Annotated in this window: 21 protein-coding genes; 7 read left to right on the top strand and 14 right to left on the bottom strand. The window is 55.4% G+C overall.

The window, feature by feature from the left end:
- Positions 1-157: 157 nt before the first annotated feature.
- Positions 158-1048 carry a phosphoserine phosphatase SerB gene (gene serB, locus ACXAF0_RS15805; RefSeq protein ID WP_475346804.1) on the top strand — a complete coding sequence of 297 codons (891 nt, stop codon included), beginning with the start codon at positions 158-160 and terminating at the stop codon, positions 1046-1048.
- Positions 1049-1124: 76 nt separating this feature from the next.
- On the opposite strand, the gene ACXAF0_RS15800 is transcribed toward serB, so the two are convergent.
- The 4 genes from ACXAF0_RS15800 to hflK all read right to left on the bottom strand — a co-directional run bounded on the left by ACXAF0_RS15800 (position 1125) and on the right by hflK (position 5403).
- Complete coding sequence (locus ACXAF0_RS15800; RefSeq protein WP_475346803.1) at positions 1125-2618, bottom strand: DegQ family serine endoprotease; 1494 nt, start codon at positions 2616-2618, stop codon at positions 1125-1127.
- Between the two features lie 478 nt (positions 2619-3096).
- Complete coding sequence (locus tag ACXAF0_RS15795; RefSeq protein ID WP_008891737.1) at positions 3097-3288, bottom strand: DUF2065 domain-containing protein; 192 nt, start codon at positions 3286-3288, stop codon at positions 3097-3099.
- Positions 3289-3403: 115 nt separating this feature from the next.
- Positions 3404-4276: a protease modulator HflC gene (gene hflC / locus ACXAF0_RS15790; protein WP_475346802.1), complete on the bottom strand. Its 873-nt coding sequence runs from the start codon at positions 4274-4276 to the stop codon at positions 3404-3406.
- Positions 4276-5403 carry an FtsH protease activity modulator HflK gene (gene hflK, locus ACXAF0_RS15785; protein ID WP_475346801.1) on the bottom strand — a complete coding sequence of 376 codons (1128 nt, stop codon included), beginning with the start codon at positions 5401-5403 and terminating at the stop codon, positions 4276-4278. The genes hflC and hflK overlap by 1 nt, the downstream gene beginning before the upstream one ends.
- Positions 5404-5732: 329 nt before the next feature.
- Between hflK and ACXAF0_RS15780 the strand changes: the two genes are divergently transcribed.
- Positions 5733-6917 carry an Mrp/NBP35 family ATP-binding protein gene (locus ACXAF0_RS15780; RefSeq protein WP_475346800.1) on the top strand — a complete coding sequence of 395 codons (1185 nt, stop codon included), beginning with the start codon at positions 5733-5735 and terminating at the stop codon, positions 6915-6917.
- A 74-nt stretch (positions 6918-6991) separates the two neighbouring features.
- Here ACXAF0_RS15780 and purL read toward each other — a convergent pair whose 3' ends face one another.
- The 5 genes from purL to ACXAF0_RS15755 all read right to left on the bottom strand — a co-directional run bounded on the left by purL (position 6992) and on the right by ACXAF0_RS15755 (position 12102).
- A complete protein-coding gene (gene purL / locus ACXAF0_RS15775; protein WP_475346799.1) occupies positions 6992-9205 on the bottom strand; it encodes a phosphoribosylformylglycinamidine synthase subunit PurL in 2214 nt (737 codons plus the stop codon).
- Positions 9202-9891 carry a phosphoribosylformylglycinamidine synthase subunit PurQ gene (gene purQ / locus ACXAF0_RS15770; RefSeq protein WP_475346798.1) on the bottom strand — a complete coding sequence of 230 codons (690 nt, stop codon included), beginning with the start codon at positions 9889-9891 and terminating at the stop codon, positions 9202-9204. The genes purL and purQ overlap by 4 nt, the downstream gene beginning before the upstream one ends.
- A gap of 80 nt (positions 9892-9971) precedes the next feature.
- A complete protein-coding gene (gene purS / locus ACXAF0_RS15765) occupies positions 9972-10211 on the bottom strand; it encodes a phosphoribosylformylglycinamidine synthase subunit PurS (RefSeq protein ID WP_475346797.1) in 240 nt (79 codons plus the stop codon).
- Positions 10212-10335: 124 nt separating this feature from the next.
- A complete protein-coding gene (gene purC / locus ACXAF0_RS15760) occupies positions 10336-11100 on the bottom strand; it encodes a phosphoribosylaminoimidazolesuccinocarboxamide synthase (protein ID WP_475346796.1) in 765 nt (254 codons plus the stop codon).
- 222 nt (positions 11101-11322) lie between these two features.
- Positions 11323-12102, bottom strand: a complete 780-nt coding sequence (locus tag ACXAF0_RS15755) for an NRDE family protein (protein ID WP_475346795.1) — start codon at positions 12100-12102, stop codon at positions 11323-11325.
- 163 nt (positions 12103-12265) lie between these two features.
- On the opposite strand from ACXAF0_RS15755, the gene ACXAF0_RS15750 reads away from it, so the two are divergent.
- Positions 12266-12583, top strand: coding sequence for a DUF1476 domain-containing protein (locus ACXAF0_RS15750; RefSeq protein WP_475346794.1), 318 nt, complete (start codon positions 12266-12268; stop codon positions 12581-12583).
- A 165-nt stretch (positions 12584-12748) separates the two neighbouring features.
- Positions 12749-13426, top strand: a complete 678-nt coding sequence (locus tag ACXAF0_RS15745) for a response regulator (RefSeq protein ID WP_475346793.1) — start codon at positions 12749-12751, stop codon at positions 13424-13426.
- A 104-nt stretch (positions 13427-13530) separates the two neighbouring features.
- Here the strand turns inward: ACXAF0_RS15745 and ACXAF0_RS15740 are convergent, their stop codons facing one another.
- Positions 13531-14472, bottom strand: coding sequence for a DMT family transporter (locus tag ACXAF0_RS15740; RefSeq protein WP_475346792.1), 942 nt, complete (start codon positions 14470-14472; stop codon positions 13531-13533).
- Between the two features lie 99 nt (positions 14473-14571).
- Between ACXAF0_RS15740 and ACXAF0_RS15735 the strand changes: the two genes are divergently transcribed.
- The gene (locus ACXAF0_RS15735; RefSeq protein ID WP_475346791.1) at positions 14572-15471 is read left to right on the top strand and encodes a LysR substrate-binding domain-containing protein; all 900 of its coding nucleotides are present in this window, start codon (positions 14572-14574) and stop codon (positions 15469-15471) included.
- A 54-nt stretch (positions 15472-15525) separates the two neighbouring features.
- On the opposite strand, the gene ACXAF0_RS15730 is transcribed toward ACXAF0_RS15735, so the two are convergent.
- Both ACXAF0_RS15730 and purB read right to left on the bottom strand, forming a co-directional pair.
- Positions 15526-16146 carry a YbhB/YbcL family Raf kinase inhibitor-like protein gene (locus ACXAF0_RS15730; protein ID WP_475346790.1) on the bottom strand — a complete coding sequence of 207 codons (621 nt, stop codon included), beginning with the start codon at positions 16144-16146 and terminating at the stop codon, positions 15526-15528.
- 159 nt (positions 16147-16305) lie between these two features.
- Complete coding sequence (purB, locus tag ACXAF0_RS15725; RefSeq protein ID WP_475346789.1) at positions 16306-17616, bottom strand: adenylosuccinate lyase; 1311 nt, start codon at positions 17614-17616, stop codon at positions 16306-16308.
- A 291-nt stretch (positions 17617-17907) separates the two neighbouring features.
- On the opposite strand from purB, the gene ACXAF0_RS15720 reads away from it, so the two are divergent.
- On the top strand, positions 17908-19668 hold the full coding sequence (locus ACXAF0_RS15720; protein WP_475346788.1) for an HD domain-containing phosphohydrolase: 1761 nt from the start codon (positions 17908-17910) through the stop codon (positions 19666-19668).
- A 127-nt stretch (positions 19669-19795) separates the two neighbouring features.
- The gene (locus tag ACXAF0_RS15715; protein ID WP_475346787.1) at positions 19796-20641 is read left to right on the top strand and encodes a MipA/OmpV family protein; all 846 of its coding nucleotides are present in this window, start codon (positions 19796-19798) and stop codon (positions 20639-20641) included.
- A gap of 86 nt (positions 20642-20727) precedes the next feature.
- Here the strand turns inward: ACXAF0_RS15715 and ACXAF0_RS15710 are convergent, their stop codons facing one another.
- Both ACXAF0_RS15710 and radC read right to left on the bottom strand, forming a co-directional pair.
- Positions 20728-21117: a VOC family protein gene (locus ACXAF0_RS15710; protein WP_475346786.1), complete on the bottom strand. Its 390-nt coding sequence runs from the start codon at positions 21115-21117 to the stop codon at positions 20728-20730.
- Between the two features lie 37 nt (positions 21118-21154).
- Positions 21155-21997: a RadC family protein gene (gene radC / locus ACXAF0_RS15705; protein WP_475346785.1), complete on the bottom strand. Its 843-nt coding sequence runs from the start codon at positions 21995-21997 to the stop codon at positions 21155-21157.
- Positions 21998-22005 lie beyond the last annotated feature (8 nt).

Raw genomic sequence — 22005 nt, 5'->3', positions numbered from 1 at the left:
GCACCTCACTAAATATGTAGCAACAATGCTACATTGTGTGGTGGTCGGATGCAACAAAATCGGGCAAAGCAACAAACGCTCTTGCCACAGTCCGGCGCAATTCGGATAAAGGCGACAACGATGTTTTATGCCTTTCCCGCCAAGGAGCCTGTTGACCATGAAATTGGTTCTCACCCTGATTGCCGCCCCGAATTCGAATGCGCTGACCAAGGCCGTGATTGATAACGCTGCCATCGCGCTGACCGGGGCAGGGGCACTGGTCGGGGATGTGACGTGGCTCGCTGAGGGTGAGGCATGCGATCTGACCTTTGATGGTATCCCGCTTGACGTGGCAGATACGGCTCTGGGCGAGGCAGAGCTTCCGGTTGATGCCATTACCCAGAAGGTCGAAACACGTCGCAAGAAGCTTCTGATTGCCGATATGGACAGCACAATTGTCACCGGGGAAACCCTTGATGAGCTGGCCGAGTTTGCCGGGGTCAAGGACCGGGTGGCGGCAATCACCGCACGCGCGATGAATGGCGAGCTTGATTTCGAAGAGGCCCTTGATGAACGTGTGGGCCTGCTTGATGGCATGTCGACCGAGATGCTCAAGGAAGCCTGGAAAGCCGTTGAATATACCGGCGGGGCCAGGGAACTGGTTGCGACCATGAAGGCCAATGGTGGCTTTGCCGCATTGGTATCGGGCGGCTTTGATTTCTTTACCGGTGCGGTGCGGGCCGAGCTTGGCTTTGATTATGATCAGGCCAATGTCCTGATTGAAAAGGATGGCAAGCTGACTGGCAAGGTTCAGAAACCGGTTCTCGATCGTCAGGCCAAGGTCGATGCACTTGAAAGCCTCTCTGCCAAACAGGGTATTACGGTTGGGGATGCCATTGCGGTTGGCGATGGTGCCAATGATCTCCAGATGATCTCGCTTGCCGGGACCGGGGTGGCCTTCCATGCCAAACCGTCCGTGCAGGAACAGGCGCGCATTTGCATCAATCACGGTGATCTGACCGCGTTGCTGTATTTGCAGGGCTATGCGAAGGCGGACTTCGTTTCGTAAAGGTCGAAAGCGGAATACAAAAAGGGCGGCCTGATGATCAGGCCGCCCTTTTTTGATGTCTTTGTAAGCCGGTGGCTTATTCGTCGCCCGACAGGGTCAGGCCGAAGTAACGCGGGCCAGCCGATGTTTCGATCAACATCAGGATGGTGCGTTTGTCGTCATCAATCGCGGTTTCGACCGCATCGACAACGTCATCGACTGAGCTAACCGAGCTGTGCGATGCCTCGATGATGATGTCACCCGGGCGAACACCTTTCTCGGCAGCATAGCTGTCACCGGCAACCTCGGTGACGATCACACCTTCGGTGCCTTCGGCAAGGTTGAAGCGCTGACGCAGGCTTTCATCGACATTGGCGATCTTGATGCCAAGTTCGGTGATGCTGGCTTCGGCAACCGCCGTGGATTCCGGTTCTTCGGCATCCGTGGCACTTGCTGCAACGATTTCTTCTTCAAGTTCGCCAAGCTCGACCTGAACGGTCTGCTTTTCGCCATCGCGCCAGATCTCGACATCGACATCCTTGCCAATGCGGGTTTCGGCGACGATGCGCGGCAGGCGACGCATGCTTTCAACTTCCTTGCCATCAAAGGTCAGGATGACGTCACCCTGCTTGATGCCAGCTTCCTGGGCCGGGCCATCTTCCGATACGCCGGCAACCATGGCACCGGTTGCATCATCAAGACCGACCGAGTCTGCGATGTCTTCGGTTACGGTCTGGATGTGAACACCCAACCAGCCGCGACGGGTACGGCCATATTCCTTGAGCTGATCGACAACGCTTTGTGCGATGCCTGAGGGAATGGCAAAGCCAATCCCGACCGAACCACCGGACGGCGAATAGATCGCACTGTTGATGCCAATGACATCGCCATCAAGGTTAAACAGCGGACCGCCGGAGTTACCACGGTTGATCGAGGCATCCGTCTGAATGAAATCATCATACGGGCCCTGATTTATGTCGCGGTTACGCGCGGAAATGATACCCGCGGTTACCGTACCGCCAAGGCCGAACGGGTTACCGATCGCCATGGCCCAATCGCCAATGCGCGAATTATCGGAATCACCCCATTTGACGAATGGCAGGTCTTCTTCCGGCTCGACCTTGAGCAGGGCGACGTCGGTTTTCGGGTCACGGCCGATCAGTTCGGCGTCGAGCGTGTCACCGTCATGCAAACGGACGGTGATTTCATCGGCACCGTCAATCACGTGGTTGTTGGTAACGATATAGCCATCAGCCGAGATGATGAAACCGGAACCAAGTGCGGTTGCACGGCGGCGTTGCGGGGCTTGTCCGCCCTGGCCACCCTGACCGTTGCGGTCCATGAAATCCCGGAAAAGGTCTTCGAACGGCGAGCCGGGAGGGAACTGGAAGTCCGGTCCCTGTCGCTCGGCGACCATCTGGCTTGTGGAAATATTTACGACACTGGGCAGAAGCTTTTCTGCCAGGTCTGCGAAACTCTCAGGAGCGGGGCGGGCATTCGCGATCTGCGAAACACTGGTCACGCCAAGGAGAACAATCACCAGTGCTGCGGTTACCTTCGTCCGCACCGGGTTGTATAATGCGTCTAGCATGTGTCTGATCCTGTTCGTTGCCGCGTTCACGGTATTTGTCATTCTCTTTATGCAGCGTGCGGCGGGACTGTATTTCACCCGTCGCTTAAAAAGGGTCTAAACTCCGTTCAATGCTTTAAATGGTCGAGAGGAATTTGTGCGGGGATAAGGAGTTTCTTCGCAGCAAGGCTCGCTGCCTTGCAAGATGAAACGACGCAATATCCTGTGCAAATTCCTCCGATCCATAGGACGTCAGAACATTCTGCGACCTTCTTCGTCAATCCCTTTGCACGGGGGACCTCCCCGTGCTGCAGCGATTTCCTAGTAGTTCTTGCCTGTTCTGACGCCATTTGAAGCATTGAACGAAGTTTAGACCCTTCTCAACTTAACCCCGACTTTGGCAGAAATTGGGCAGCACTGGGAAAAATCAAGGAATTGTGAGCACAACATCATGGCGCAAGGGCCTGATTGCGGCGGTGTTCCTGATCCTAAAGCCCCGTTAAAGCCAGGTCCGGACTGCCCATATTCCGCCAATGGCGACGACGGCGGCAATCAATCCGCCAATGCGCAACTGCGATTCAGGAATTTCCTGAACAAGCTCCATCACCCTTTTAAGGCCGCCGGGAAACAGCGTGTAGAGCATTCCTTCCAACGCGATGGCCAGAAGTATGGCTGTTGCAAGTTCCTTCATGAGTAAGGACGTTCCGGCGTTTCTTTGTGATCTTTCAGACCTTCGCCTGACAGATCGAATTTATAAAACCAAAAAGGGCGACCAGGCCAATATGCCGGTCGCCCCCATGTTTTGTCTAGCGGCTTGTAGCCGGGCCAGACTTATTAAAGTACTGGAAAAACTCGCTGTCTGGTGAAAGCACCATGGTCGAGCCATTATCCAGCGCCGTTTTGTAGGCTTCGAGCGAACGATAGAATTCGAAGAATTCCGCGTCCTTGCCATACGACTTGCCCAGAATGACGTTTCGCTGTGCATCGCCTTCACCACGCAGGACTTCTGCCTGACGGTTGGCTTCGGCGATGATGCCGATCCGTTCGCGATCTGCTTCGGCCTGGATCTTCGCCTTGAGCTCTTCACCCTCTGCGCGAAGCTGTGCGGCTTCGGCAATACGCGAAGAACGCATACGGTTATACACCGCTTGCGAGGTTTCCTGCGGCAGGTCGGTACGGCCGATACGAACGTCAATCAGCTCGACACCGAATTCCTCGGCCGGATCAACAAGCGTTGCCTGGATCTTTTCCATGATCTGGGCACGGTTGTCCGAAAGAAGCGTCACAAGCGGGGCCTGTGCCAGTTCACCACGGATGACCGAGTTCAGGCGCTGACCAAACAGCTGCACGAAGTTGGCAGAGTTGGTCGCACGCTGACGGAAGATCAGCGGATCGATGATTTTCCAGCGCGCAAAGCTATCGACATTGACACGCTTTTGGTCAGACAGAAGAACCTGCTGAACCGGCGGATCAAGTTCGAGAATACGACGCTCGTAATACTCGACATTCTGAATCGGCAGTTTGAAATGAAGACCTGGTTCGGATACCGCATGTACCGGATTACCAAACTGAAGGACAAGTGCCTGCTGATCCTGACGCACGGTAAATACGCACATCGAACCAACAACAGCAGCGATAACAAGGACGACGCCAGCGGCAATAATTTTAGGACTTGCCATTAGTTGTTGCCTCCTGCATTCGCGCGTTTCTGAACTTCCGGAAGCGGAAGATACGGGACGACGCCACTACCCTGAGCGCCTTGTTCCATGATCACCTTGTCGGACTTGGCAAGGATTTCCTGCATCGTTTCAAGATACAGACGACGGGTCGTTACATCCTTGGCGGTCAGGAAGGAATCGTAGATCGAGTTAAAGCGTTCTGCTTCACCCTCTGCTTCCTTGGTGACACGGTCCTTGTATGCGCGGGCCTGCAGGACCTGACGTTCTGCTTCACCCTTTGCACGCGGGATGATGTCGTTACGATAGGCCAGTGCTTCGTTCTGGGAACGATCACGGTCCTGACGGGCACGCTGCACGTCGTTGAACGCATCAATAACGTCACGTGGCGGGTCCACCTTCTGCATTTTCACTTCAGCAATGAAAATACCCGACTCATAGCCATCCATGATGGTCTGAAGCAGGGTACGGGTCTGTTCCTCAACCCGGACACGGCCAACCGTCAGTGCTTCTTCGAGGTTGGTTTTACCGATCACCTCACGCATCGCACTTTCCGATGCCAGCTTGATGGTGTTTTCCGGGTCACGCACATTAAACAGGTAGGCACCAGCATCGCTGATACGCCACTGAACGACATAGTCGATGTCGATGATGTTCTGATCACCCGTGAGCATCAGGCTTTCTTCAGGCACATCACGCGAACCGTTTGCCGTCACGGTGCCCGCACCGCGATAGCCAACCTCGATCTGGTTGGTCCGTTCAACGTTTGGCTTGATGACTTCGCCAATCGGGGCCGGAAGGAAGTAGTTCAGACCCGGGCCCGTCGTACCAACCCATTTGCCAAACAGAAGTGTAACACCCTGTTCACCGGGCTGGACGCGGTAGAAACCGGTCAAAAGCCACAACCCGAGGACGGCGATACCGATCAGGACAAAGCCCTTGTATCCGCCACCACCGGGGAACAGCCGTTTCAGGCGTTCCTGGCCTTTACGAATCATTTCATCAAAATCGGGGGGCGTATTTCCGCCGCCGCCACCACCCGAAGGACGCTGTCCCCACGGGTTCTGGCCGCCACCGTTATTTCCGCCGCCGCCCCAGGGGCCGCCGCCCCCTTGATTATTCCAAGGCATCGAGTTTCTTCCTCTTCTTGCCGTTCGGTGTTTATCTTTGTTTGCCGAGCTTGGGGGCTTGCCCCAATGCATGCTCCGTCCAACGAGATCCAGTGTGCCGATCCATTTCCCGATGCCGGGCCAATCAGACTTTTCACACCATCGACCCCACCAATCTGTGATACGCCAACCGGGAGTGCAACAGATTGCAGGTCAAAGCAAACTCACGAAATCTTGTTGGACGGAGCATGCCCTTAGGCCTTATATGACAGCTTGCCTTGCAAAACAATGATACGCGCCTGCAAGTTCTGTGTGACCACGGACTTAAGCCAAAATTTGGAGACCGCAATATGACTTCGCTCAACCGTGAACAGATTACTGCCGCACTGGATGCCGTAATCGACCCGGTCGACGGCCAATCAATCACAGCCAAAGGTATGGTGCAAGGCATTGATATTCATGATGAAGTCGTCAATGTTATGATCGCAGTCGACCCGGATCGCGGTCCTGCACTCGAAGATTTGCGCCAGAGTGCCGAAAAGGCGGTGGCTGCTGTGAACGGGGTCACAACAGCCCGTGTCGCCCTGACCGCAGAGCGCCCCAAGGCATCTGGTCCGCAAGCAGCACCGCAATCCCAACCAAGCCGCACGTCTCAACCCGCACAACCGGGCCAGCGCCCGCAAGGCGGTGGGCAGATGCCACTTGAATTGCCAACCGTGCGCAGCATCGTCACCGTCGCATCGGGCAAGGGCGGGGTTGGCAAATCCACAACTTCTGTCAATCTGGCGCTTTCGCTGGTGGCACAGGGACTTAAGGTCGGTTTGCTTGATGCGGATATTTATGGGCCGAGTCTGCCGCGCATGATGGGGCTTCGCGATGCCAAGCCGACCCCGTCCAAGGAACATCAGGGCAAAATGATCCCGCCGTCGGCCTTTGGCATGCGCATCATGTCAATCGGCTTCATGGTCGATGAGGAACAGCCGGTGATCTGGCGTGGCCCGATGGCGATGGGCGCCCTGGAGCAGCTTCTGCGCGATACCGATTGGGGCGACCTTGATGTGCTGGTGGTTGATATGCCGCCGGGCACAGGCGACATTCAGCTTTCCATGGCACAGCGCGTGCCGGTCACAGGCGCCGTCATCGTTTCCACCCCGCAGGACATAGCGCTTCTGGATGCGCGCAAGGGGCTTAACATGTTCCGCAAGGTCAATGTCCCGGTCTTCGGCCTGATCGAAAACATGTCCTATTACAAATGTCCGGAATGTGGCCATGTCGACCATGTCTTTGATCATGGTGGGGCGCATAAGGCGGCTGATGAGCTCGGTGTGCCGTTCCTCGGCGAAATTCCGCTCGATCTAAAAATCCGTCTGGGTGCCGATGAAGGCAAACCGATTGTCGATACAGAGCCCGATGGCGATCACACCAAGGCGTATGGCGCCATTGCGGAAAAGATCGCAGCAGCCGTTGAAGAACGCGTTGGCCCGGCAGAGGCCCGGAAGAAAAAGGGTCTGTTCCCCAAGATCAACTTCAAATAGTTGCCTTTGAAGGCAGACAAAGAAAAACCCCGCCAGATTGCTCCGACGGGGTTTTTTTGTTGGTTATAGTTCGCTTACTGAACCGCTTCGGCCATGAAGGACGGCATCCAGCCTTCGTTCAACTCGCGCAGTTCGGAGAGGGTCACTTTGGCGTCGCCATCGATGGAAAGCGCATCGCCACCGGCCTGACCGATGATGGCGGCTGCGACATTCGCACTGCTTGCCGCGTTCAGGACCTTGTCCGGATCGCGGGTGGCGATCACGTAACGGCCCTGGTCTTCGCCAAACAGCCATGCGATTTCGCTGCCAGATTCCGGCAGGAAGACATCCGCACCGATATTGCCCGCAAGGCACATCTCGGCAACCGTGACCAGCAGGCCGCCATCTGCGATATCGTGGCAGGTGCGCACAAGACCCAGTTCGATGAGTTCGTGAATGACCGTACCGGCGCGCTTTTCTGCACCCAGATCGACCGGCGGCGGAGCGCCTTCTTCACGACCTTCGATGGTCTTGAGGTAAAGTGACTGACCCAGTTCACCGGTCGCTGCACCGATCATGATCAGTGCACTGTCATCACGCTTGAGCCCGATGGTGGCATGATGGCCCAGATCGGAAATCAGGCCAACGCCGCCAATGGCCGGGGTCGGCATGATGCCGATGCCGTTGGTTTCGTTGTAAAGCGACACGTTACCCGACACGACCGGGAATTCCAGCGTGATGCAGGCTTCGCCAATACCCTGGCAGGCGCCAACGAACTGACCCATGATGCGCGGGCGTTCCGGGTTGCCGAAGTTCATGTTGTCCGTAATCGCAAGCGGCTTGGCGCCGGTTGCAACCAGGTTACGATAAGCTTCGGCAACGGCCTGTTTGCCGCCCTCGACCGGATCGGCCATGACATAGCGCGGGGTGCAGTCGGTGGTGGCCGCAAGGCCCTTGTTCGTGCCTTCGACACGGACAACACCGGCATCGCCACCCGGACGGATCACCGTGTTGCCACGGACCAGATGGTCATACTGTTCCCAGATCCAGCGACGCGATGCGAGGTCGGCCGATGCGATCAGGGTTTTAAGCGCGTCAATGTGGCTCATCTTGCCCGAAAGGCTGGCCGGATCGATGCGATCCTGTTTCGGGGTCGGTTCCCACGGACGATCATATTCCGGCGATGCTTCGGCCAGCGGATCGATCGGCAGGTCACCGGCAAGCTCCCCGTGCCATTTCAGAACCATGCGCTTAGTGTCGGTAAGCGTACCGATGACGGCAAAGTCGAGTTCCCATTTGTCAAAGATTGCCTTGGCGGCATCTTCGCAACCGGGTTTCAGAACCATCAGCATGCGTTCCTGCGACTCTGAAAGCATCAGCTCATACGGCGTCATGCCTTCTTCACGCATCGGAACCTTATCAAGCCACAGCTCAACACCAACGCCGCCCTTGGAGGCCATTTCAAACGAGGACGAGGTCAGGCCAGCCGCCCCCATGTCCTGAATGGCGACGATCATGTCGGTTGCCATCAGCTCAAGGCAGGCTTCGAGCAGTAGCTTCTCGGTGAACGGGTCACCGACCTGAACGGTAGGACGCTTTTCTTCGCTGTCATCATCAAACTCGGCAGAGGCCATGGTCGCACCATGGATGCCGTCACGGCCGGTTTTCGACCCGACATACACAACCGGGTTACCGATACCCGCCGCAGCCGAATAGAAAATGTTGTCCGCATCGGCCAGGCCCACGGTCATCGCATTGACCAGGATGTTGCCGTTGTAAGACGCGTGGAAGTTGGTTTCGCCGCCGATGGTCGGAACGCCCATGCAGTTGCCATAACCACCGATGCCTTCGACCACACCGCTCAGAAGATGGCGGGTTTTCGGATGATCCGGCTCGCCAAAACGTAGCGCATTGAGGTTTGCGACCGGACGTGCACCCATGGTGAAGACGTCACGCATGATGCCGCCAACACCGGTTGCCGCACCCTGATAGGGTTCGATAAAGGACGGGTGGTTGTGGCTTTCCATCTTGAAGACGGCAGCCTGACCATCACCGATATCAATGACACCGGCGTTTTCGCCCGGGCCCTGAATGACCCAGTCGGCCTTGGTCGGCAGGGTTTTTAGCCATTTTTTCGAAGACTTGTAGGAGCAATGCTCTGACCACATGACCGAGAAAATGCCAAGCTCGTTGATGTTGGGTTCGCGACCCATGATTTCGAGAACGAGTTTGTATTCTTCCTCGTTCAGGCCGTGTTCCTTGACCAGTTCCGGCGTGATCGGGGTGCTGTTGAAATCGTTGGTGCTCACGATGCTGCCTCCACCATGCTTTTGAACAGATTGCGGCCATCGGTGCCACCATGCAGCGGATCGATTGCGTTCTCGGGGTGGGGCATCATGCCAAGGACGTTACCGGCCTCGTTGATGATGCCGGCAATGTTGCGCTGTGAACCATTGAGGTTGGTCGCCGGATCAATCTTGCCATCGACATCGCAATAGCGCAGCACAACGCGACCTTCGCCTTCAAGGCGGTCAAGCGTTTCGCTGTCAGCAAAATAATTGCCGTCATGATGGGCGACCGGATATTCGACGATTTCACCTGCGCCATACAGGTTGGTAAAGCGCGTATCGGCGTTTTCGACCTTCAGATGCGTGTTCTTGCAGATGAATTTCAGGCTGGCATTGCGCATCAAAGCACCTGGCAGCAGGCCTGCTTCGGTCAGGATCTGGAAGCCGTTGCAAACGCCAATGGTGGTGACACCCTGTTTGGCGCGATCGGCAACCGCACGCATGATTGGCGAGTTGGCAGCCATTGCGCCACAACGCAGATAGTCACCATAGGAAAAGCCACCCGGGACCATGATGATGTCGGTCTTGGGCAGCTCGGTGTCGCCATGCCAGACCAGGGTCGGCTCGGTGCCGGTGGCCTGTTGCAATGCTGCGATGGCGTCATTCTCCCGGTTGATGCCGGGGAAGAGGATGACAGCGGATTTCATGGAATACCGTCTCTCGATTAGTGTCCGTTACTTAATCCCGATGGACAAAGGCCAAGCCTTGCAAAGCCCCGTCCTGGTGATCAGCCCAGCTCGATGCTGTAATCTTCGATCACGGTATTGGCGAGAAGCTTCTCGCACATTTCCTTGACCTCGGCTTCGGCCTTGGCGGCATCGGTGCCATCCAGTTCGAGTTCGATGAATTTGCCCTGACGGACGTCATTGACGCCATCAAAACCCATGCCCTGAAGGGCGTGGTGAACGGCTTTGCCCTGCGGGTCAAGAACACCGTTCTTCAGGGTGACATGAACACGTGCTTTCACGAGAAGCTCCTTTAAGTTCGCATGCGCGGGTCTCGCGCGGGGTTCTGTTTGCAAACAAAACGCTGTCCGACGGAATGGGCATCGACCAGCCATAAGAAAAGGCCGCGCGAACGCGGCCTTGGGATTATTTTTTTTCGTCTTTGTTCAGTTGCTCTATTTCGGCGGACTCAGGCAGGACACCAAGACGGCGTGCGACTTCCTGATAGGCCTCTTCGACGCCGCCAAGATCACGACGGAAGCGGTCCTTGTCCATCTTCTCGTTGGTGATTGCATCCCAAAGACGGCAGTTGTCGGGGCTGAATTCATCGGCCAGCACCAGCTGCGGGAAGTCACCTTCCCAGACGCGGCCAAATTCAAGTTTGAAATCAACCAGTTTCAGACCGATGCCACGCATCAGACCACACAGGTAGTCATTGACGCGAAGCGTCATGCCAACGATTTCCTCAAGCTCTTCGGCGCTTGCCCAGCCCAGAGCGAGGATGTGTTCGTCAGTCACCAGCGGGTCACCAAGATCGTCGTCCTTGTAATAGAACTCGACAATCGGGCGCGGCAGGCGTTCGCCTTCTTCCAGGCCAAGACGTTTGGCCATCGAACCGGCAACGATGTTGCGGACCACGACTTCAACAGGAACGATTTCGCATTTCTTGCAAACCTGTTCGCGCATGTTCAGACGGCGAATGAAGTGGGTCGGAATGCCGATTTCTGCCAGACGGGTCATGACGAATTCGGTGATCATGTTGTTCAGGACACCCTTGCCGGCAATCGTGCCGCGTTTCTGGGCATTGAACGCCGTGGCGTCGTCCTTGAAATACTGAATGATCGTTCCGGGCTCCGTACCTTCGTAAAGAACCTTGGCTTTACCCTCGTAGATGGGCTGCTTTCTGGACATTGGCGGGATCTTTCACATCTAGGCCTGCTGCTTGTGTGGGCAGGCACCCTGAAATTCGCGCCCTCCGTATAGCAGTGCTTGGCGAGAAACTCAATTGTCGCTTAAGCTCTATTTATGCAAACTTGATAATCAAAATTTGCAACCGTCGCGCTCCGACGGGCGACCGGTTTTAACTTTTCACCTAACCCTTTGTGGTCAGGCGAAATTTGTAATCATTCCACCTTACACATCGACCGGATGGAACGGCGTTTTGTCGGGTTGGCCTTCGGCAAAAAGCCAGACCGGCCGACGGGGCAATTCGTGTTCGCTTGTGGGAATCGCCGGAAGCCCGATCAGCGACGAACAAACCGTCTCAAAGCCGATATTACTGCGCACCAGCATGGCATCGGCCCGAATGTCATGATGTTCGGGGTCCGGGGCCTCGGTCCCGGTATCTGCCAGCAACGCCTGCCAAGCGAACCAGTCATCCGCCTCGGGATTGGGGGCGGGGGCGCTGATGAAACGCGGCAGGTTGCGTTTGGTGCGTGCGCTATTTTCGCTGTCATTCAGGTCATGGGCGGTCAGAATCGACATGCCTTCGGGGATTTCGGTGATCTCGATCTTGCCAGTGCCGCGGTTGGCCAGCCAATAGGCATCACGGTTATCAGCAATCACCATATTAAACGGGCGATAGGCATTCCGATCCAGTTCGGCAAGGGCCTGGGCGGCATCAATGGCATCGGCGTGATCAAGCGCCTCAAGCGGGAGTTCCCCACGCGATCGTTTGCCATCTTCCGGCCCCAGGGTGCCATAGCGGTTCAGCACGGCGGCAACCACGCCATCCTCGTTGACACCAAGCCACGTGCCCCCGGCGGTCTCATCAAGCCCGGCGATGACATCGGGGCGATCATCCCAATGGCGCGCCGGGGCTTTCCAGGGGCGGTTGTTCATTTCGTCGCGATTGGCGCCAATCAGCACCGGCCAGTCATGGTCGGGGCGGCGTAAAATAATGACTGTACACATGAGCCAGATCAAAGCGTGCCAAAGCGCATTTTGTCAAATTCAAAAGTGTCGAACAAAGGGGTGAAAACGAGATCATTTGTTGTCATATGAAACACTATGATCGACAATAGGTTGAACGGTGCAGCCCCACTTGTAACGTGATCAAATATCAGGAGGGATGGAAATGAGCAGCTTTAATGATCGTGAACGCGGGTTCGAAGCGAAATACAGCTTTGATCTTGAACAGGATTTCCGCGTCGAGACCCATCTTTATAAAATGCTGGTCCAGTGGGCCGGCGAACAGATGGGCATGAGCTCGGAAGAATGTCAGGATTACACGCGCAAGATCATTGGCGAGGTTGTTGCCAATCCGCGTGAGAACGGTGTTGTTGCGTTGCTGCTGGCTGATTTTGGCCGCAAAAATATCGATGTCACGGCCTCGGCTTTGAATGCGAAGCTTGATGAACTACGCCCGGTTGCGCGCGCCGAAGTTTTGTCGTGATTTGACGATACGGCATGTGCTTGGAAAACTTCTCGTTTGCTAATACGTGCTGGCTTTCGTATCCTGAGCTCCCCAGACCGAAAAATTGAGTAGGTGCAACCTTTTGGTGTGGTATCCTTCGCAGGTAGGTGAAGGAGCCGGTTAGGTAGATGAAAGGCGACAGCATTGCGTATCCTTTTGGCGGACGATCACGATCTGGTTCGTGAAGCAATCTCGCTACTGTTCCAACAGTATTTCGATGACTGCGAAGTGGCCGAAGCAGGGTCTTTGGACCCCGCACTTGAGCTGATAGAAGCAAACAATACGTTTGATCTTGTGCTGCTTGATCTGCGCATGCCGGGCATGAATGGCCTCGAAGGTCTGAAACGCACTTTGGAACAAGTGGCCGACTCGACCTTCGTGGTTCTGCTTTCTGGTGCCTATCGCAGCGACGATGTTCGCAAGGCAATTGAGGCCGGGGCACATGGATTTATTCCCAAAACCCTTCGCGGGCAGGCCTTGGCAAATGCCGTGCAGCTTGTGCTTGCAGGCGACAAGTATCTGCCATCGTCAATCCTGACAGACATGAGTGACAGTATGTCGGGGTCGAGTGACAGTGACAGTCGCCTTGCCGGAGGCTTTGGCAATGAAGGTGACTTTGCGCGCTTGACACCGCGTGAACGTGAAGTTCTGGCCCTTTTATCCGAAGGGCGTCCGAACAAGGACATCGCACGTCACCTTGACCTGCGCGAGATCACCGTGAAGTACCACCTGAAAAACATCTATCGTAAACTGAACGTCTCGAACCGTGCCCAGGCCGTGAAAATGGCATTGGAAGACATGGCCCGTTCCGGGACCCTTTGACATCACCATCAAAGACTAAAGACCGTTCAGCTTCGCGCTCAAATCCCGGCTCGGGATTTCACGGGCCGTTTTTTGTTTTGATCTTCCAGCGCACTGCACGGCGATTAACGGTTCGTAGCTGCTTGGAACTTGGGCGGCAGTGAATTCACGCCATTTGATTGCGCCTTGCGCGGTCGGCCGGACTGCATGACGATAACCCCGGTCATGATTGCCGCCATCGCGACCAAATCAAGCAGGCGAACGGTTTCACCGAGGATAAGCGATCCCGTCAAAACGGCGATGATCGGCGGGATATAGGTCGCACTTGCGGCTTTGACGGCACCGAGATTAGCGACCACGTAATAGTAACAAAGATAGGCAATGCCCGTCCCGAACAGGCCAAGCCCAAAGAACAGACCAAGGGCAATCCACCCGTTGTCAAAGATCGCTGTCGCACCGGTGAAATCGGTCGTTATCAGCAGTGTCAGCGACGCAATACCCAGCTGATAGGTGCACAGCGCAAGCGGCGAGATGCCAAGCGGGCTCAGGAACCGGCGGGCATAGACAAAGGACAGTCCGACGCAAAGCGACCCCAATCCGACATAACCAAATCCGGCCAGATCATGTGCCGAAATGCTCGCATCCCACGGGCGGGCAATCATTGCGACGCCGACAAAGCCGAACAAAAGGCCAGCCATGGAGCGCCGGTTGATCGGCTCATCCCGCAAAAAGATGGCTGCGGTGACGAAGGAAATCATCGGAATGGCACCGCTCAGCATGCCAGCAAGGCTTGATGGCAGAAGCTGGATACCCTTGGCGAAGCTGAAATAGTAAAGGCTGCCTGCCAGAACCGACATGGCGATAAAATGATGGGCATAGCGCAAATGCCGCCATCTGAGCTTTCGCCCGATCATGGCCACGGCAAAAACCGGCAGAAAGCCCATGATGACCCGAACGGTTGCAATCTGCGTCGGGGTAATCAGGGTGCTTGCGGTCTTGTTAAACAGAAAGGTCATGCCCCAGACAAGGGCAAGAAACCCGAAGACGATATAGGCATTGTTTTTCATGGTGGCGGACCAGTTTGTAAAAATTATGGTCCATTGTCGGATTTCCCGGTAGGTTTCACAAATCATAGTATCTGGCTTATGAAATAGAAAAACTACGCTATGGGATCTTATCCGCCGCTTAAATCACTGCCTGCGTTCGAGGCATCCATGCGTCTGAAAAGCTTTGCGCTGGCGGCTGATGAACTCAATGTCACGCCCGGTGCGGTGGGGCAGCAGGTCCGCAAGCTTGAAGAATGGTTTGGGGTTGAGCTGTTTACGCGCGGGGTCCGGCAGATCACGCCAACCGCAGATGGGTTGGCCTATGCCGCGCGCATTGGCCCGGCCTTGCAGCAGATTCGCGATGCCAGCCATCATTTGCGCGATCAATCAGATCACGCGGTGCGCTTTGTCATGCCACCGAGCTTTGCGGCAAAATGGTTTTCCAAACGGATGTCGCGCTTTTTGATCGCCCATCCGGAAACCACGTTGCATGTTGGGTCATCATCCATTTTGCTTGATTTTGACCACGATCCGGTCGATTTGGCCGTGCGCTATTTCGATGGCAAGAATGAAAGCCTTGAAGCCGTGTTGCTTTATCAGGGGCAGGCGGCCGCCTTTTGCGCGCCGTCCTATCGCGACAGAATGGGGCTCGATGTGCCCGATGATCTTGTGCGCGCGACCTTGCTTAATGACATCCTGCATGCGTGGTGGGAAAAATGGCTGGCTACATTTTCCGGGCTTTCAGAACCGGAAGTTCGCGGCATCAAGCGTGTGGAAATCGATCAGACATCCATGGCGATAGAAGCGGCCATACACGAACAGGGGGTTGTTTTGGCCAATCCGTTACTGGCCGAAGAAGACATTGCCGAAGGCAAACTGGTTCACCTGTTTCCCGACCAGGTCGTGAAGGTGGCGTTGGGCTATTATCTGGTCTGGCCGAAGAATCGCGAGCTGCGTGCACCGGTCAGGCAATTTCGCGACTGGCTGTTAAGCGAGGCCAGCGAATTGGGCATTTCATAACAAACCCCGGCCGAGGGGTCCCGACCGGGGTTGGAAATGCGATCTGCCGTCAGATCAGAGATCACGGTTCATGGTGTAGGTGCCCACATAGCTTGCCTTATCAAGCACATGGCCTTCGATGGCGGCAAGGGCATCCGGGCCGGTAAAGTTTTCCGGCAGGTCGACCTTGTCGGTATCAAGCGCATAGACCGTGAAATGATAGTGGTGAATGATCGAGTCATTCCAGGGTGGGCAGGGGCCGTCATAGTCGGCATAATTGCCGCCCATATCCGCATCGCCTGCGAACCAGTCGGTATAGGAATTCAGGCCGGTTTCACCGTGTGGCTTAACACCCGCCGGTTTGCCTTTTGGCGTAATGCCGTTTGCGCCGACGCCTTCGGCAAAGCTTGTGGTCGAGGCCGGGATATTGACCAGCACCCAGTGATAGAAATCAACACGTGGCAGGCTTGCAGGAACTTGTTTGCCTTCTATATTTACGTCTTCACCCGAGGACGGAACATCCGGGTCATGGCAGATCAGGGCAAATGATTTGGTGCCAGCCGGCACATCGGACCAGCTCATGGCTGGGCTGATATTATCGGATGTTTCAAATCGGCCTTCTGCCGGAATTTTGCCAAATGCGAATTTGGTCGGGATCGGCGCGCCGTCATCCCATCCTTCGATTTTCAGTTTCATTGCTATGCCTTTCCTGTCTTTGCCATTCTTGTTGGATTTTCTGAATTCGATATAGCTCAGCATCCAAAGTGCGCAATGTCAAAGGGCGGTCTTGTGGCAACGTGAAACGAAAAAGCCCCGGCCAGATGACCGGGGCTTTTGGCGTGATCCGTGTCTTGCTTAGTCGGCAAAGACACGGGCAAAGATCGTGTCGACATGCTTGGTGTGGTAGCCAAGGTCAAACAGCGCTTCGAGCGTATCCATCGGAATGCGTGCGGTAACGTCTTCGTCGGTTTTCAGAAGCGACAGAAGATCGCCTTCGCGGTTCCAGACCTTCATCGCGTTGCGCTGAACGATCCGGTACGAATCTTCGCGCGAAACACCATGCTGGGTCAGGGTCAGCAGAACACGCTGCGAAAAGACCAGACCACCCATCTGATTGAGGATCTCGTCCATGCGTTCCGGATAGACGACAAGGTTCTCGACCACGTTTGTCAGACGCATCAGCGCGAAGTCGAGCGTTACGGTCGCATCCGGGCCGATGTTGCGTTCGACCGAGCTGTGCGAAATGTCGCGCTCGTGCCAGAGGGCAACGTTTTCCATTGCCGGGATCGCCATCGAGCGCACCAGACGGGCAAGGCCGGTCAGGTTTTCGGTCAGGACCGGGTTACGCTTGTGCGGCATCGCCGAGGAGCCTTTCTGCCCCTTGGAGAAGAATTCCTCAACTTCGCGGACTTCGGTGCGCTGCAGGTGGCGGATTTCGGTTGCCAGATGCTCGATCGACGATGCAATCACGCCAAGGGCTGCGAAATAGGCTGCATGACGGTCACGCGGGATCACCTGGGTCGAAACCGGTTCCGGCTTAAGGCCGAGTTTCGCGGCAACATGTTCTTCAACGCTCGGATCGATGTTGGCGAATGTGCCAACTGCGCCGGAAATCGCGCAGGTCGCGATTTCATCGCGGGCAGCGGCAAGACGATCACGGTTACGTTTGAATTCCGCATAAAAGGTCGCAAGCTTCAGACCAAAGGTCACCGGCTCTGCGTGGATGCCGTGCGAACGGCCCATGCAGGGAACGTCTTTGGTTTCATAGGCGCGCTTTTTAAGCGCAGCCAGAAGCTTGTCCATGTCTTCAAGCAGGATAGCGGTTGCCTGGGCAAGCTGCACGTTAAAGCAGGTATCGAGAACGTCCGAGCTGGTCATGCCCTGATGGACAAAGCGGGCTTCTTCGCCAACTTGTTCGGCCAGTTCGGTCAGAAACGCGATCACATCGTGTTTGACTTCGGCTTCGACGGCATCAATGCGGTCGATGCGGTCCTGGGTGTACGGCTTGTCGCCTTTTTCCCAGACAAGCTTGGCGGAGTCTGCCGGGATAACACCCAGTTCAGCCAGTTTGTCAGCAGCGTGGGCTTCGATTTCGAACCAGATACGGAACTTGTTCGCCGGTTCCCAGATGGATGTCATCTGCGGACGGGAATAACGGGGGATCATGCGGTCGCCTCCGGGCAATATGGTTGGGTGCCGGAAAAGGATCTCGATGATCGGAATGCGTAATCAATTGCACGATCACGGCGCCGGCACGCTTTCACGGGGTCGGATAGTCCATTCCGGGCAAATTGGCAACCCTGCAGACGGGTATGGCAGGATTGTGAGGTGATTTTACCACCCGGAAACTTGTGCGCTGTTAGAAAAATAGCAACTTATTAGAAGTATGTAGTGTAAGCAGGCAGGATGTTTCTGCGATGACGCGAATGATCCGAATACGAAGTGGACGGAATTTTTATGGCGCGTGAACGCGACGGGGCCAAAAATCACCAGACAGATGTGAAACAGGTCCGCAAGACAGACGCAAACTATCTGGCGGAACTGGTGGAACTGGGGATCGCGCTTTCGGCATCGCAAGGCCGCGAAGAGCTGAACCAGAAAATCCTCATGGCCGCGCGCGACTTCACCAATGCGGATGGTGGCTCGCTTTATCTCGTGAACCGTGAGGAAAGCGAGCTTCATTTCCGGATCATAGTCAACGATACGCTTGATACGTTCTTCGTTTCCGGCCGCGAAAGCGAAAAACCGTTCCCGCCCTTGCCGCTTTATGATGATCAGGGCCGCCCGAACTACGCCAATATCGCGACCTATGTCGCGCTGACCGGCAAGTCGATCAATATTGATGATGCCTATAATGCTGAGGGATTTGATTTTACCGGCACCCGGGCCTTTGATGCCAAAACAGGGTATCGATCCAAATCCTTCCTGACCGTGCCGCTTAAAAACACCAGTGGTGTGGTGCTTGGCGTCTTGCAGCTGATCAATGCGCGCGATGACGCGGGCAACGTCATTTCCTTTGATCCGGTGATCGAGCCGATCATTACAGCACTGGCAAGCCAAGCCGCCGTCGCGATTGAAAACAGCCGCCTGCTGGTCGCACAGCGCGACTTGATGGAAAGTTTCGTACGTGTTCTTGGTCATGCGATTGATGCCAAATCCCCGCACACGGCGGGCCATTGTTCGCGTGTGCCGATCATTGCCCGCATGCTGGCCCAGGCGGCTGTGGATGATCGGAAGGGAACGTTTTCCAATTTCTACCTGACCGATATGGAATGGTACGAGCTTGATCTTTCGGCCTGGCTGCATGATTGCGGCAAGATCGTTACACCCGATCATGTCATGGAAAAAGCCACCAAGCTTGAAACCATCCATAACCGCATCCACGAAGTCCGCACGCGCTTTGAAGTCCTGCGCCGCGATGCCGAGATCGAGATGCTCAAACGCAAACTCGATGGCGAGGACGCCGATCAGTGCGAGGCCGACTTTGCCAAGCGCGCTAGCGAACTTGAAACCCAGTTCGCGATGGTGGCTGATGCCAATATCGGTGATACGGAACTTGATACCGATACAATCTTTGCCCTGCATGACATCGCAGAGCAGAAATGGACCCGTTATTTTGACCGCAGCATCGGTTTGTCCTGGGCGGAAAATCAACGTCTAGATGATGCCGAACTGGCGGAACTCCGGGCACCGGGAACCGAAAGCCTTCTGATGGATCGCGAAGCCGATATCTATGACGGCTTTAACCGCGGCGAGGTCTATAACCTTTCGATCCCGAACGGCACCCTGACATCAGAAGAACGTCAGGTGATCAACGACCATGTCGTCATTACCCAGGACATGCTTGCGCAATTGCCGTACCCCAAGGAACTGCAACGCATTCCCGCCATTGCGGGCAACCACCACGAAAAGATGGACGGATCAGGCTATCCGCGAGGTCTGACGGGGGACGATATGGGCATCCTCGAAAAAGTCATGGTGATTGCCGATATTTTCGAGGCACTGACAGCGGTCGACCGCCCTTATAAACGCCCCAAGACATTGTCTGAATGTATCTCGATCCTGGCTGACATGCGCGACAAGGGACAGATCGACAGCGACCTGTTTGAGTTGTTCCTGACCAGTGGCATGTATGAGGAATATGGTCGGAAATATCTTCGTGAAGCTCAGTGTGATGACGTCGATATCGCGCAGTTCAGCTTTTCTGTGCGTGACTGAGAACGTCCGAATGCGCATTCGAACGCCCAAAAGCCGGGCGCGAAGTTCGATCCTGTAGAGCCGGACGCTTGCGCCGCCGCTAAATGAGACTATCTCTGCATCCATCAAACCAAGGATGCTTAGGTATATGAATTTACGTCCCTTTTCCCATCTTCTTCTGAAATCCTCCGTTATTGCCATCACCGTAACCGCCGCCATTTCAGGGCAGGCACACGCCCAGACCGCAACGCCCGGTCAAAGAGAGATCATTCGCGAACAGGTCAATCCACAAGCCGAGGATGCATTAAAGCCGTGGCTTGGCGGCAATTGGCAGCTTGGTGCCATCGGCCGGGTGAGCAGCAACCCCTATCGCGGGGCGGACAGTGTTGATCCAGGCGTACTTCCGGTGCTGGCCTATGATGCCGAATGGCTTCATGTCGGTCTGGATGGTATTGATGCCAAAGTCTGGAAAAACGATTTTGCCAGTGTTTCCCTTCTGAGCGGGCTTCGCATGGAGCCGTTTGATCCGGGTGACTCAAGTTATCTCAATGGGCTTGAAGAACGTGACATGGCGTTTGAAGCCGGTATTGGCGGATCTTTGCGCCTGTGGCGTGGGGAGTTTCGGGCGAACTACCTGACCGATCTGAATGATGCCTATGGCGGGCATGAAATCGATGTCGGCTATTACCTGCCGACCAATTATGAAAAGTTCCGCTTTAATGTCGGCGGTGGCGTGACATGGCAGAGCGAGGAACTGGTTGATTACAATGTCGGTGTCCGTCACAGTGAAGTGCTTAGCGATCGTGGGTTCTATGCCCCGGATGCGGCCTTTATCCCGCATCTTGATTTCAGCGTGACCTATCCGGTGACCGAACGGTTTGCCGTGGTCGGGACCAGTGGTGTGCGCTTCCTGCCTGATGAATATACCGACAGTTCGATCACTGAAGATGACTATGTGCTGAGTGCCGGTCTGGTGCTGGTTTATACCTTCTGATTTGATTTCGCCGATATGACGGGCATTTATGCGCTGCTTTTGCGACTAAATGTTCGTCTGTCGCTTCTCTGAAGGGAGAGTAGGGTTTATCTCTTGAGTTCCAGAAGATCCCATTTTTTGCCATAGAGATCCTCAAAAACAGCAACCATGCCATAGGGCTCGTGGCGTGGGGCTTCAAGAAAGTGAACCCCGGCATCACACATCCGTTTGTGGTCGCGCTTAAAATCATCTGTATTGAGGAAAAAACCAACCCGCCCACCGGTCTGATTGCCAATCGCGGTTGTTTGGTCTTCATTTTTGGCCTGTGCCAGCAAAACGCTGGTTTCTGTAGCTCCCTTGGGTGCGACGACCACCCAACGTTTGCCGCCGCCCATATCGGTATCCTCTAACAGGTGAAAACCGACTTTTTCGGTGTAAAACGCAATGGCATCGTCATAGTCGCGCACGACAAGGGTAAACAAACCTATATGAGGCATGGCGGTCTCGTTTTGGGAAATGATTCACGTATGGAATCTATATCAGACCCAGCGTCTTGAAGGAATTATATCCCGCGCGGCTGATGATGATGTGATCATGTACGGTGATCTCCATCGCCTTGGCCGCGTCGATAATCTTGCGGGTCATGTCGATGTCACCCTTTGACGGGGTGGCATCGCCGCTTGGATGGTTATGCACCAGAATGAGGGCGGAGGCATGCAGTTCAAGCGCGCGCTTGATGACCTCGCGCGGATAGACCGGCGTGTGATCGACCGTGCCGCGTTGATGGCATTCATCGGTAATCAGTCGGTTCTTGCGATCAAGAAACAGCAGATGCAGTTCCTCGTTCTTAAGATGCCCGATCCGCGCCCGGCAATAATCAATCAGCTGTTCCCAGCTCGCAATCACCGGCAGTTCCATGGCCCGTTCACGCGACAGGTGCAATGCACTGGCCTCTGCGATCTTGATGGCGGCAATGCCGGCTTCGCCAAGGCCCTTGGCGGTTTTAAGCTCTTCGGGGCGCGCGGCCAGAACATTGGCGAAACTGCCAAACTGCGCAATCAGGGATTTTGCCAGTGGTTTGACGTCCCCACGTGGCATTGCCATGCACAGCATCAGTTCAAGCAATTCGTAATCGGCAAGGGCGGTGGCACCGCCCTTGATAAAGCGATCACGCAGCCGTTGGCGATGGCCGTGATAATGTGGCTTGTCGGGTTTGGCCTCTGGGGATTGGGACGCACCGGGCGTCGATACGGCGTTTGCGCCTGGGGCATAGGCTGTGCGGGCCTGATCGAAAAAGACCCGCGTGCCGTCATGGATTTCTGACGCGGTCTGCTGGGCAGGATTGGAAGCAGCTTTGCGATCTTGTTTTTCGCTCAAGTCTGCAT

Source organism: Thalassospira sp. ABD4_177, assembly GCF_056160125.1.
Note: the sequence above shows the minus strand (reverse complement) of the source record. Positions and strands in the feature narration are given on the sequence as shown.